This window comes from Legionella wadsworthii DSM 21896 = ATCC 33877, from assembly GCF_000701265.1.
Lineage (GTDB): Bacteria > Pseudomonadota > Gammaproteobacteria > Legionellales > Legionellaceae > Legionella > Legionella wadsworthii.
Genome location: NZ_JNIA01000024.1, coordinates 56,311 through 69,991 on the forward strand (window position 1 = coordinate 56,311; position 13,681 = coordinate 69,991).

Genomic DNA, 13,681 nt, shown 5'->3' on the forward strand with positions numbered 1-13,681 from the left:
AATGAAGTTCTTTAAATGGTTGCCAGTTGTTTACGCATCGCATCAATTGTGTCCTTATAATTCATACTGTTAAACACGGCAGCCCCTGCCACGAATTGGTTTGCTCCTGCATGGGCTAAAGTGGCTATATTGTCTATGTTTACTCCCCCATCGACACAAATATCCACTTGAGGATACAGTTTCCGGATTTGCGGTATTTTATCAATGATTTCAGTAATCATCTTCTGACCGCCAAAACCGGGGTTTACGGTCATCACCAGAATAAAATCAAGTTTGTGGGCACACCAGGTTAATACCTCAATGGGCGTTGCTGGATTTAAAACCAGGCCAGCCTCACATCCTAAATCCTTTATCAGTTTTAAACTGCGATCGACATGAATGGTGGCGTCGGGATGAATACTGATGCGTTTGGCACCTTTGCTTGCGAAAGCTTCAATGAGGGTATCAACAGGTTCAACCATGAGGTGAACATCGATAGGAAGTTTGGGAAAACGCTTGATGAGGGCCTCACAAAAAGCAGGTCCAAAAGTTAAATTCGGTACATAATGATTATCCATGACATCGAAATGAATAAAATCTGCGCCAGCTTGCATGACGGACTCTACTTCATCACCCAAGCAAGTGAGATCCGCGGATAAAATTGAAGGTAAGATTTGAAAAGTCATAGATTCATTCAAAATGGGATAATTGAATATATGATATTCTGTCTTGGGAAAACATTCTAGAATGTAAATCAAGGTTTATTCGAGACATTGTTTTGTCAAAACCGTAAAAACCTTCTTTCCAATTATATTTGAGTTTACAATTCAATGTATCCATACCTCTTTTTCAACTGCTTAGTCGAGGGGACGCAGCATAACCGATTTGTTTTTTCTTTCCAGAAAAGGCCACAGGGTTGGATAAAATGGTCGCAATTTTAAAATAAAATCATAGGCCATAATTAGTGCCCCCAAGGCAAAGACGACATCTCCTGGTGTTCGCAGCCATTGCCACAATAATGTTGTATTATAAAAGTCCAGGCTTCTTGAGTGCGCAAAGCCATGTCGATATACATCCATTAACTGGGCCCATCCAATTGGGAAGAAATTTAGCAGTATCCACAAAATTAAGCCCAGGTTGTAAAGCCAAAAAGCCCAAACCCCCAATGTCTCATTCCAGAGTAGTTTATCGCCAGTAGCAAATCTCAAACAAAAATAGACAAGGCCTATTGCGAGCAAACCAAAAGCACCAAATAAAGCAGTATGGGCATGGTTTAAACTTAAGAAAGTTCCATGTTCATAATAATTAATCAAAGGTGCATTTAAGGTGCCTCCGCCAAATACACCGGCACCAATAAAATTCCAGAAGGCAGCTCCTAAAATATAAAGATAAATCAAATTATAGGTAAACGCTTTTTGTTTTTTTATTAAATTCAGTTCTTCAATAGAACTCATGATTAACAAGCTTAGAGGTAAAACTTCAATAAAAGAAAACATGGTTCCTAAAGGAACCCACATATCCGGTGTCCCAGTCCAATACCAGTGGTGCCCTGTGCCTATTACTCCCCCAAGAAAAATGAGGATGACTTCGAAATAAACGGTTCTTTCAACCAATCGTCTTGAAGCCAAACCAACTCCCATTAAAAGATATGCGGTAGCGCATACCGTAAAAAACTCAAATGATTGCTCTACCCATAAATGGACAACCCACCATCGCCAAAAATCAGTAATTGTGAAGGATTTTTCAATTCCTGTAAGCGGAATCATTCCAAAGCAATATAAAATGGCGATATTTATTGTGCTTGCCCAGAACAGGTTTTCCAAACGGATGCGTCCTGTCCAGAATTCAACGGTGGCAGTTTTTATTTGTTTCCAAGTAGGCCACATCCCGCGAAAGACAATAAAACACCACAAAAACAAGCCGATACAAAATCCAATCTGCCAAAATCGTCCTAACTGCAGATAAGACAAACCCTGATTGCCCAACCAAAACCAAGATTTATCAATATACCCCATAATGCCTAAATAATTTCCAATAAGGGCGCCCGCGACAATAAAAAGTGTGACCCAGAAAAGGATATCCACTAAAAGACCCTGTCCTTTGCTTTCTTGGCCGCTAATAATGGGCGCTAAAAATATTGCAGTACTAATCCAGGCCACCCCTATCCAAACAATTGGTGTTTGGATGTGCACATCCCGCAAAAAATTAAATGGCAATACGGCGGAAATATTGATTCCGTAAAATGCTTCACGTTCCGCATAAGAATGGGCAAGAAGCGCGCCAACACCTATTTGAATCAACAAAACCAAAGAAACGAAAATGAAATATTTTCCAACTTTCCTCTGGCTCGAAGTTAAGGGTTTAAAAGTTAACAGGAATGGAGTTTTAATCCCAATGTCCGGCTCGCTTAAATAACGATGATAGATATAAAGTACGACTCCAAACCCAAAAAAAACAAAACAATAGGAAACCCATGTCCAGTAAAATGTGGCGTCTGTAGGTACGTTTCCAACTTCGGGTTGGTAAGGCCAGTTGTTGGTGTACGAAAATGTTTTCCCTGGTCTATTCGCGACTGTAGTTAAAGAAGAATAAAGGAGAAAGTTTGCGGTTTGCAGCGCAGTTTGAGGATTAAGACTATAAGCTTGAGTCCATCCCGAAACAAAATCATGTTTCAGGAGGGAATCAGCAATCTGTGATTGCAATTGGCGAATCGCAGTACTTAAAGCTTCGGGAAAAATGACAACCGGTTGAGATAAATCTATCGATTTGAGTAACCTTTGCATTTCCATTCGAATTTCATATCGATTTCCTTCAGATAAGATATTAAATGGTTGTGAGAATTTTTTTAAAGCCAATTCTTTTTCTACAATCTGGCCAAGAAGGACCAGGTATTTGGCTGTGTAATCTTCGCCAAAATAGGACCCCATACCATACAGGCTTCCATAATCCATGAGATCGGCTTTTTGAAACCCCATCTTTCCAGCGATAATATCGGCATCGCTCATTAAAATTTGTCCATCTGCGGCGACAAACTTTTGAGGAAGAGGTGGCGCAAGTTGATACGTTTTGAAGGTACCCCAAATCAGAATAGCAAAAGAAAGGACAGCTGTGAGTAACAATACCCATTTTAAAACGTTAGAAACAGAATCTTGCTCAGCGGAACTCCTTTCCATTACATTAGTCATTTCATCCCTTGATACTTAATTGAAAAAAGTTGAACCCTGAGATTTTAGAGTACTTGACGCACACATTCAACGAAAAAAAGAGTATGTGGAGGGTAGTACATTGCAAATATTTTCGCGAGGAATGACAAAAAGACGAGCGCACCATAACCGCTTGTTTTAATAGCGAGGATATCTAGTATCTTGAAAATTTGTACAAAATATGAGACAATATGATCCTATTTTTTCTTGTACTTTCTTTAAATTAACTAGGGTTAAATAGAATTTATACCAGACCTAATCATGCTTTTAGGGAGATTATTATGAGTCAGAACTGGCCTACCAGAGACAAAGATTTGCAAGCTGCCCGGGTGATTATGGAAGAATATGCGAATGAACGTGAAAGTGATACTTTAGGTCTTTTTGAAATAGTTGTCGACCAAGCTGAAAAAAAGATGAGTTTCCGTTTATCTGAATGGGTTGTGATTTTAGCAAAACATTTTAATTCAATGTATGGTGTGAATCAGGGCGATTTTATCACACGGCAAGTGATTACCCGTTGTCTGACCCAAGGGCAAACCTTACATTAATTCTTGTTCAATCAATGGAAGAAGACAACGTCTTCCCATTTTTTGAAATCTCTTTTTCGCTTGATTTTTTATCAATTAAAATTCAAGCAAATACTTATTATAATTCTGTTTGTAACTTTCGGAATTTTGAAATTGAACTAATGCATCATTGATACGGGCTAACAATTGGGGATCATCCGGATTGACAATGATCCCATAGCCATTGCCATACATATAAGGTGGGCCTATGAGCCTAAATGATTCTGATGAATTGGATGCCCAATAAATAGCAGTTGCATTATCTAGAAGAATAATATCGACATCTCCTCTGCTTAATGCTGAAAGCTGCTCTTCAATACCTTTATATTCTTTAATATTGGGATTTTTTACCCCCATTTGTTTTAGCTGCTCAAAAAACACCGTGCCTGTTTCCAAACCAATTTTTTTTGAATTTAATAAATCCAGACTAAAAGCTTCTTGGGCAATGGATTTGCTTTCTAAAAATCTTGAATAACTCAGTAGATAGGGAAGGCTAAAATTTACCAGCTTCGCGCGCTCACTGGTTATAGTAATCGAGCTGACTGCAACATCAATTTTTTTGTTAATCACTGCGTCAATTAATTGCTCAAAACGCATGACATGAAATGAACAAGTCCTGTTCATAATTCTGCATAAGCTATTCATCATGTCTACATCAAAGCCATACGCTTGATGGTGAGCGCCTTGCATGACAAAAGGAGGATCAAAGCTTTCAATTCCCACATTTAAAGGTTCACCTTCGGCAAAAAGTGAAGAAGTAAAACATGTCAATGCAATGAGAATTAAGCGGATCATATCAAATTTATGGAATTGTTATTGATTTTTATAGATTATATTATAACGAGAGTTTATATTTGGGAATGAAAAATTAAAAATATATGGCAATGGATATCCCTGAGATACTTCAATCGAAAGCATGGTTCATTGAAAAACATCTCTCTGACTTACATCCTCCTTTACGGGATCATGTCACCAAATTATTACTGATAAGCGATTTTGCCTGCAGGCAAATTCAATTATTAAAACCATTAATGACTGACGAATCCTGTTTTTTTTTGCCTTCAAGGGATTATTATTTTTGCGCTCTCGCAAAATTGTCACTCCAAATGACACAATCCACTTATTTACGTTCGTTACGTCAATTCCGAAATACTCATTTTTTACAATTACTTCTTTTGGAAATCTCAGGAAAAGCAACTACAGAACAAATCATGCAGGCATGGTCTGATTGTGCTGATGCCATTATTTTGCATGCGCTGGATTATTGCAAACAATCCTTGTCTTTAAAATATGGAATACCACGTGATGAATTGGGCAATGAAGTCGTTCTGTATACATTGGCAATGGGTAAACTTGGAGGTAGGGAACTTAATTATTCTTCTGATGTTGATCTTATTTTTGCATACACTGAATCCGGGAAAACTGATGGTGAAGAGCGCATTGAAAGCCAACATTATTTTAGTAGGCTGGTACAACAATTTGTACAGATCCTTCAAAATGTGACTCCAGATGGGTTTGTTTTTCGAGTTGATTTAAGATTACGTCCTAATGGAGACAGTGGGCCATTGGTTTCCAGTTTGGCTTCCATGGAAACATATTACCAAGAACAAGGCAGGGATTGGGAACGTTATGCGATGGTGAAAGCAAGGGTTATTACAGAGAAAATAGTCGATGTTCCTTTATGGTTTGAGCGCCTCATTGTCCCTTTTGTTTACCGGCGTTATGTGGATTTCAGTGTCATTGAGTCTTTGCGAAGTATGAAAGCCATGATAGAGCGGGAAGTCCAACTAAATCCCAGATTGGATGATATTAAACGTGGAAAGGGTGGAATCAGGGAAGTAGAATTTGTAATCCAGAATTTTCAATTAATTCGCGGTGGACGTTTGCCTCCATTAAAGCAACAAAATGCGTTGTCAGCCCTTGCTGTTTTAAAAAAAGAAAAACTATTATCTCACACAGATGCTTTAAAACAGGCTTATTTGTTTTTACGGAAACTCGAAAACAACTTACAAAGTTTAAATGATCAACAAACCCATTCTTTGCCAAAGGATCCGGTAAAGCAGCAACAAATTACTTTAGCCATGGGATTTTTCTCCTGGGATGATTTAATTAATAAACTTCATAAATACCAACGGATTATCAGTTATGCATTCCATTCCGTACTGGGGCAAGTTAAAGACTATGAAGATGAGAAAAGATTATTAGCCAATCAATTAAATAGTCTTTGGCAGGGACATGTAGAAACAACTATGGCCACTAATTTATTGGCAAGCCTAGGTTTTAAAAATGCACCTCATTGTTATCAAATGATTCATTCTTTCAGACACAGTCCCCGTTGCCGGCGATTAACGCAAAGCGCAAGAATGAGATTAGACAGATTTATGGTGATGTTGCTTGCTGAACTAACCCAAGTCCAGGAAATTGATGAAGTGTTATTGCAAGTAATCCATTTACTCGAAAATATCGTGGGCCGCAGCGCATACCTTGCTTTACTCACTGAAAATCCGCAGGTTTTAACAGAAATACTTTTTTGGTTCGCTCAAAGTCCATTTATTACTTCTTTGCTGGTCAATCAACCCTTTTTATTGGAGGTATTATTGGATCAAGGGCAGGAATGGCGGCCTCAATCATTACATCAGTTACAAAGCCAACTTGCTCAAAAATTAACGCATCATCAGGATGTGGAGGCAAAAGAGGAAATTTTGCGACAATTTAAATTAAGTAACTGGTTAATGGCTGCACGCGCAGAACTATATGGGTTTTGTAATGCGGTACGCATCGGGCAATTTCTTTCAGATGTGGCACAAGTCATTGTGAACCAGGTTCTTGCAATTGCCAGCGAACAATTGTGTTTGCGTTATCCCGAGATGGAATTTATAAAATCTCAGTTTGCCATAATTGCTTACGGTAAATTGGGTAGCCGGGAAATGAATTATGCTTCAGATTTGGATTTGGTTTTTTTACATTCTGCAAAAATCTCTGAGGAATCATTAATTACTCGTTTGACCCAGAAGATATTGCATATGTTAACCACGCGATCCCAGTCAGGAGTACTTTACACAGTGGATACGAGGCTTAGGCCATCGGGCGCTGCAGGTTTGTTGGTGAGCCATGTGGATGCATTTGTTGAGTACCAAAAAAACCAGGCATGGACATGGGAGCATCAAGCTTTACTTAAAGCACGCGTTTTGTCAGGAAATCCAAGGATTCGCCATACTTTTTTACAGCTGAAAAAAACGATTTTATCGCAGACTCGAGATAAAGCGACTTTACTTCAGGACGTATTGACGATGCGTTCCAAAATGGAGCAGCATCAAGATCGTGATTCTATTGCTGGCGGATTACTGGATTTGGAGTTTTTGGTACAGTTTTTCATGCTTCGTTTGGGGGATCCAGCCCTCGCTCGTTATACGAACACATTAAGTCAATTGCACCATTTATTTTTAATCGGGTTATTCCATAAGAAACATTATATTTTTTTAAAGAAAGCATACAAAAAACATCACCAATTATTACATCAAAATTTATTACGACCAGGTATCGTTGCGAGCCAAAGCATGCAGGATGAAATTTTGTCTTTGTGTCAACGACTTTATAATCAAGAACTTCCATAATATGGATAATCGATAATTTCTTCGTTATTAAATTGGTTTTTTGATTTAGATATATACTAAGAAGACGTAATCTGAAATCAAGGATGGCGTTTATGATGATCAGAAGAGGAATCTGGGTCTTATTACTCGTTATCCACTGCCATGCTTCTGCACAAGGGGTGACCGAGGTCGTTCTCCCAATAAAACAGATAGACTATGGTCCGGGTAAAATTCCATCAAGTGAAGCAAAAAAGCATGAAAATGAAGCTGTTGTTGCTTGTGGGCGGGCGAGTAAAACAATAAATAGCCTGAACGGGATCAATATTGGGCAGTCTGGGCTCGATGGTATGGTTGGAGCGGATTTAATCCTGATGTTACCTGATGACATACCTAATTCAATATACCTTGGAAAACTTCTATGCGTCGCAGGGGTAGTGAAAATGATGCCCGTCAATAATTCTCTTCCTGTACCTACAATTACGGTTACCTCCAGGCATGATATTACTGTTTTACCAATTCATTAGTTCTGGGAATAATAAACATGGAGAACAACACCATCGATAAAAGAGTTTGGAAAAATCCATTTTTCTAAAACTCGTATTTTTATTTAAATTCTGCATACAAATCATAATCATCACTGTCTGTGATCATGACTTCGGCAAAGGAGCCCACTTTAATGTCAGGAGTAGGAGGGAGGATTACAAGGCCATCTATTTCTGGCGCATCACTTTGGCTACGTGCAATGATGTTTTCCTGGTTTACCTCATCAATTAAAACGGTTTGAGTCGTTCCAATTTTATTTTCCAACTTATCACGGCTTATTTCTGCTTGTAATTGCATAAAACGATGGTAGCGTTCTTCTTTTATCTCTTCAGGTACGGGATTGCTTAATTCATTGGCTTTCGCTCCCTCAACAGGAGAATATTTGAAACAGCCTACGCGGTCGAGTTGTGCTTCTTCGAGAAATTCAAGCAATTCTTCAAATTCTTCTTCTGTTTCTCCGGGAAAACCGACAATAAAGGTCGATCGTAAAGTAATATCAGGGCAAACTTCTCGCCATGAAGCAATGCGCAATAGGGTATTTTCACTGCTAGCAGGGCGCTTCATTGCCTTGAGAACTCTTGAATTAGCATGCTGTAAGGGTATGTCTAGATAGGGAAGAATCAAACGATCCCGCATTAAAGGGATTATTTCATCGACATGCGGATAGGGATAGACATAATGCAATCGAATCCATATGCCGAGCTCCCCTAATTGTTCACATAAATCATAAAACCGGGTATTGATGCTTTTTCCTTTCCAGGCGATGGGTTCATAACGAGTATCTACCCCATAGGCGCTTGTATCCTGGGAAATGACTAAAATCTCATTGACACCGGCATCTTTCAATTTTTGTGCTTCAGTAAGAACTTGGGCCATTGGATAACTTTGCAACTTCCCACGCATTGTGGGAATAATACAAAAAGTACACTTTTGGTTGCAGCCCTCAGAGATTTTTAAATAAGCATAATGACGTGGGGTTAATTTAATTCCCTGCGGAGGAATAAGTTGTGAAAAGGGATCTGCTGGGGGAGGTAGATGCTCATGTACTGCATTCACAACTTCTTCGTAGGCATGGGCACCGCTTATATGTAACACGTCAGGGCAGGCTTCTTTAATGATCTCTGCCTTAGCGCCCAAACAACCTGTGACGATAACGCGCCCATTTTCTGCCATTGCTTCTTTAATGGTATCCAATGATTCTTTAACAGCGCTGTCAATAAACCCGCAAGTATTAATGACGACGACACCGGCATCCTGATAACTGGACACCAATTCATATCCCTGGGCACGAAGTTGGGTAATAATTCGTTCTGAATCAACCAAAGCTTTAGGGCAACCCAAACTGACAAATCCTATTTTATGATTCATAGATATCTAACTGTAAAAAAAGTGAACGAATTATACCTCTTAAAAAGGCTTTTTGTCGACTGGTAAGGCAATTATATTTATAGATAAAGATGAGAATTTTATTGAGAGTGGTCGTAAGAGAATACCTTGAAACTATGATTTAGTCGTTAAATCATATTGGTCAATATTTAGTAAGATTTTTAGATCCAGGAGCAATAAAGAAATATTAGCCAAGGATTAATTTCGTTTATGCGAAGTTGTTAATTTTTCACTTTGATTGCAGGATGGATTCCCGCCTTACGCGGGAATGACAGGCTAGTATTGGAGATGGAATTCATCCTATACAAAGATGTCAGCTAATTTTGAGAGATGAAATTCACCTTATGCAAGTTGGCAGCTTTTTGGTTAATAATTGCCCTTATGCGGAGATGACAGCTTATTTTGTGTGATGGAATCCTCTATGCGAGGATGACGGCTTGAATTGAATAATGGACTCTTGCCTTGAACGATAAGAATTGGTTCAATAAAACTCCTTTAAAAGAGCATTAACATTGTTTGGAATGAACTTAATTTCTAGATGAGTTTTTGTTTGTCTCGAATGTCATTCTCGCGTAGGCGGGAACCTTTCTTGCAAACAAGGTAAAGGTTGTGCATTCTTTATCTTTCTCAGAAATTCATATACTTTGGCCATAGAATCATTCCATGAAGGAAAATTTTGATACGCAGAAAGGGAAGAAAAACTCATCTTTTTAAGCAGGTCGCGATTTTCAATTAATTTTAAAATGTAATCCCTAAGCATGGTGGTGTCACCAGGGCTAATCAAAAAACCATTGATTTCATTATTCACAATTTCAGGCACTCCTCCTGTTTTGCTGGCAATTACAGGAATTCCTGCGCCCATTGCTTCAGTATATACAATACCATAGCTTTCAAAATAGGAAGGAACAATCAATACATGTTGGGGCAAAAGTTCTTTTTTTAAATTTTCTATATCCAGAGCTCCCAGTATTTTTATATTATCACCAAGTTTTAAATCGGTAATCCGCTTAAGAATTTTTTGGGTATATTTCGAATCATAATGAAGCCCCCCTACGATGGATAATTGCCACATTTTGAAATCTATCTCCCCCAACGCCTCTATCAATAAATGTAATCCCTTGTTATAAAGCAGGTTGCCGATAAAAATAATCATCAGTTTATTGTCCTGACACTTAAATGAAATGTACTCTTTCATGACATTCAATTGGAGTCGATCCTTCCCGGGGTAGGCAACCACCGAAAGATTCTTTTCCCCAATCATGTTGGTAATGGATTTCTTCGTGGACAGGCTGTTAAAAATATATCCATGAACTGATTTGAGGTACTTCGATTCAATTTTTTTAGTCATCCACTTTAAAAAAAAAGTCTGCAATGCATCGGCTTGTAACAGATGCACAATGCTTATAATAGGAATATGAGTGATTTTTTGTAATTTTTTATTCAATATAAATAATGAACTGAAATTCATTTCATCTTGCAAAAGAATATGTGGTGAAAACTCAATAATTTCTCGAAAGATTTTAGAAGAATAATTATTTTTAACGCAGCCCCAAAATCCTTTTTTCTCTTGAGAAAAAATTTTGACGACCACACCTTGTGCGCGTAAGTATTCTACAAGTTTGTCATCATAAATATATCCACCTGTAGTTGCATTGATGGATCCATAGATAATTAATCCAACCCTCATTATCGTTCTCGATAAGTTGCTTGGGCAATGTCGTCTTCCCATAGTTTGACTGTAATTTGGCTCTCTTCAGGAAAAACACATTGATTGCTTAGTTTTTGCCAGAGAATTTTAGAAAAAAGTTCAAGACTTGGGTTTTGATTTTTAAATTCAGGGAGCTCATTTAACGTTTTGTCATTAAAATAGGAGATTAGGTCATCAAGATGTTCTTTCACATCTACGATATCAATGAGAAAATTAAATTGATCAAGTTTCCTGTTCTCTATTTCCAGCTCCATACTGTAATGATGTGAGTGCTTACTATTTTCAGGTCCAAAATCTTTTCCAGTTAAAAAATGTTGCGCTATGAAATTTTTTCTTAACATTAAACGATGCATCTCACTACTCCTCATAAGTTAAAGCGATTAGTAACGTATCATCCGGATTAGAATCCAATAGTTGATAGGCTTTATTCGCATCAGTGATATGAAAATTATGAGAAATAAAACGTGATGGTCTTATTTTCTCCAACATTTTAAAAACGACGTGAAATCGTCTCTCTTTAGACCAGCGGCCTTGAAGTTCAGAGGCAATAGTACTCACCTGGCTTGCTATTACCTTAATCCGATTTCGATGAAAACGGCCTCCCAGATCAATAGCGCAGGATTTACTACCATACCAGGAGCCCAGAACAATCCTTCCCTCATACGAAGCTAAGGAAATGGCGGTATTAAGGGCTTGTGGATTTCCAGTCAATTCATAAATAAGATCTATAGTATTTTGTTTTAGTGCTTCAAGGTATCGGTTCAATTGACCAGAAAGGTTTGCATGGGTGGCATCGAAAGTATCTTCAGCGCCCAGTTCCCTGCATAAATTTCTTCTTTTTTCATATAAATCTACTCCTGCCAGACTTGTCAGCGGAAATTGTTGTAATAATGCGGTAGTCAAAAGACCTACAATGCCAAGTCCCAAAATAAGCACATTTTCGCCAATTAATGGCGAACCATCCAATATGAGATTAATCGCTGTCTCCATATTAGGTATAAATAAAGCATCTTGCGGAGATAGATTTGGCGGCAGCACCCTAATTTGCTGCTCATGGGCACAAAAATAACGCTCATGAGGATTAAAAACAAAAACCCATTGATCCAATAAGTGACTTAATTTTTTATGCCCTATGCCCACGACTTTACCTACAGAACAATAACCGTATTTGCATGGATAATTGAGTTGATGGTTCAGCGAAGGAATTTTTTCATCCATGCAGAGATCAGTAGGTATTAACCCCCGATAAAAAAGCATTTCTGTACCGGAACTTATCCCGGAGAGAACATTTTGAACCAATACTTCATCCATTTTGGGTTTGGGTACTGATTCTTCTCTGACAGATACTTGATGGGGTTTATTAAAATACAAAACATGATTTTTCATAAATTCCTTTCAATATCAGCCATGATAATAATGTCTCTTCCCAATTTGTACTGAAGTACATTTTTTAATTGGGGGAAGCCTAAATTCTCTTTTATTTCCTTTGCTAAAACAGACACGCCACCTACGAAAATCGGAGCCACCGTAATGAAAACTTTATCCACTAGATTTTCATTGATAAAATTGGTAATAATGGCCCTTCCACCTTCTACCATAAGTGTCTTAATACCCAATAAGTAAAGTTTTTCCAGGATTTGTTTTAAGTCCGTACGACCATCAGGTGTCGGATCAACACATAGGATTTGCGCGTTCATTTGCATCAGTTTTTTTTGTTTTTCACTATCTGCCTTCGATGTAGTAAATATAATGGGTGGCTTGGCATTTTTTAAAACTTTTGCCGTAAGAGGGATGCGAAGCTTACTGTCTAAAATCACAACCTGGGGATTTTCGCCTTTATAATGACGTACCGTAAGAAGCGGGTCATCGGCAATAACGGTCCCTACGCCTACCAATATTGCATCATTCTCCGAACGTAATTTATGGGTCATAACCAGTGATTCTTGAGAACTCAGCAGCAGCCTTTTTTTACGGTGAAATGAGATAGAGCCGTCTAAACTTTGAGCATAGGCCAAGGTCACCAAAGGCTTTTGTTTTTTTAAAGAAAAACAAATATCTTGTAATTGTTTCAGGTCATCCTCTTCAAAAACATGATTCATTTTTTGCTGTTTTGTTAATAAATAAAATGCGTTATGCGAATGAATGGAACCTTTGATAGGAACCCTTGAGGTAATATTCAGTTGATACTGACTCAATGCTTCAATTTTTTGAGGATTATTCGTGAGTAAGCGGAAAGACTTAATCTGTAGTTCTTTTAGAATATGAGCTGCTACTTCATAAGAACGCTCGTCTTCTCCATGACCTAATGCTAAATTTGCATCGACGGTGTCTTTTCCCTCATCCTGCAAATTATACGTACGTAATTTATCAATTAAACCGATACCCCGTCCTTCTTGGCGAAGATAAATGATGATACCGCGTCCTTCGATTGCAATTTGACTCATACTCATTTGCAACTGATCACCGCAATCACAACGTAGAGAGCCAAGAATGTCACCCGTCATACATTCTGAATGAATGCGGACTAAAATATCATCAGCATCGTGTACTGCACCAAAAGTGAGTAGCAGGTGTTCTTTATTATCCTGATTTGTCGTGAACAATGAAAGTTCAAATGAGCCATATTTTGAAGGAATTGCTGCAGAAACTTCTTTTTTAACAATGAGTTGACTTTCCATTATCTCATCCTTAGACGGAATTTCC

11 protein-coding genes are annotated in these 13,681 nt (G+C 38.1%); 3 read left to right on the forward strand and 8 right to left on the reverse strand.

What is annotated here, in order from left to right:
• Window positions 1-11: 11 nt before the first annotated feature.
• Together rpe and BU07_RS0103945 are read right to left on the reverse strand one after the other, a co-directional pair.
• Complete coding sequence (rpe, locus tag BU07_RS0103940) at window positions 12-665, reverse strand: ribulose-phosphate 3-epimerase (RefSeq protein ID WP_031563807.1); 654 nt, start codon at window positions 663-665, stop codon at window positions 12-14.
• A gap of 171 nt (window positions 666-836) precedes the next feature.
• Complete coding sequence (locus BU07_RS0103945) at window positions 837-3,164, reverse strand: nitric-oxide reductase large subunit (RefSeq protein ID WP_031563808.1); 2,328 nt, start codon at window positions 3,162-3,164, stop codon at window positions 837-839.
• 299 nt (window positions 3,165-3,463) lie between these two features.
• Between BU07_RS0103945 and BU07_RS0103950 the strand changes: the two genes are divergently transcribed.
• Window positions 3,464-3,730: a hypothetical protein gene (locus BU07_RS0103950; RefSeq protein ID WP_031563809.1), complete on the forward strand. Its 267-nt coding sequence runs from the start codon at window positions 3,464-3,466 to the stop codon at window positions 3,728-3,730.
• A 75-nt stretch (window positions 3,731-3,805) separates the two neighbouring features.
• On the opposite strand, the gene BU07_RS0103955 is transcribed toward BU07_RS0103950, so the two are convergent.
• Window positions 3,806-4,543, reverse strand: a complete 738-nt coding sequence (locus tag BU07_RS0103955; protein WP_031563810.1) for a transporter substrate-binding domain-containing protein — start codon at window positions 4,541-4,543, stop codon at window positions 3,806-3,808.
• Between the two features lie 83 nt (window positions 4,544-4,626).
• Here BU07_RS0103955 and glnE point away from each other — a divergent pair, with 83 nt between their 5' ends.
• Entirely contained in the window at window positions 4,627-7,362 is a 2,736-nt protein-coding gene (gene glnE / locus BU07_RS0103960; RefSeq protein ID WP_031563811.1) for a bifunctional [glutamate--ammonia ligase]-adenylyl-L-tyrosine phosphorylase/[glutamate--ammonia-ligase] adenylyltransferase, read from the forward strand.
• A gap of 92 nt (window positions 7,363-7,454) precedes the next feature.
• Entirely contained in the window at window positions 7,455-7,865 is a 411-nt protein-coding gene (locus tag BU07_RS0103965) for a hypothetical protein (RefSeq protein ID WP_031563812.1), read from the forward strand.
• A 79-nt stretch (window positions 7,866-7,944) separates the two neighbouring features.
• Here the strand turns inward: BU07_RS0103965 and rimO are convergent, their stop codons facing one another.
• The 5 genes from rimO to ribA form a co-directional block, all read right to left on the reverse strand.
• Window positions 7,945-9,252: a 30S ribosomal protein S12 methylthiotransferase RimO gene (gene rimO, locus BU07_RS0103970; protein WP_031563813.1), complete on the reverse strand. Its 1,308-nt coding sequence runs from the start codon at window positions 9,250-9,252 to the stop codon at window positions 7,945-7,947.
• 580 nt (window positions 9,253-9,832) lie between these two features.
• Window positions 9,833-10,957 (reverse strand): glycosyltransferase family 4 protein, encoded by a 1,125-nt coding sequence (locus BU07_RS0103975; RefSeq protein ID WP_051635455.1) that lies wholly within the window; start codon window positions 10,955-10,957, stop codon window positions 9,833-9,835.
• Window positions 10,957-11,331: a 6-pyruvoyl trahydropterin synthase family protein gene (locus tag BU07_RS0103980; RefSeq protein ID WP_031563815.1), complete on the reverse strand. Its 375-nt coding sequence runs from the start codon at window positions 11,329-11,331 to the stop codon at window positions 10,957-10,959. The genes BU07_RS0103975 and BU07_RS0103980 overlap by 1 nt, the downstream gene beginning before the upstream one ends.
• 4 nt (window positions 11,332-11,335) lie before the next feature.
• On the reverse strand, window positions 11,336-12,364 hold the full coding sequence (locus tag BU07_RS0103985) for a zinc-dependent alcohol dehydrogenase (RefSeq protein WP_031563816.1): 1,029 nt from the start codon (window positions 12,362-12,364) through the stop codon (window positions 11,336-11,338).
• Window positions 12,361-13,656, reverse strand: coding sequence for a GTP cyclohydrolase II (gene ribA / locus BU07_RS0103990; RefSeq protein ID WP_031563817.1), 1,296 nt, complete (start codon window positions 13,654-13,656; stop codon window positions 12,361-12,363). The genes BU07_RS0103985 and ribA overlap by 4 nt, the downstream gene beginning before the upstream one ends.
• Window positions 13,657-13,681 lie beyond the last annotated feature (25 nt).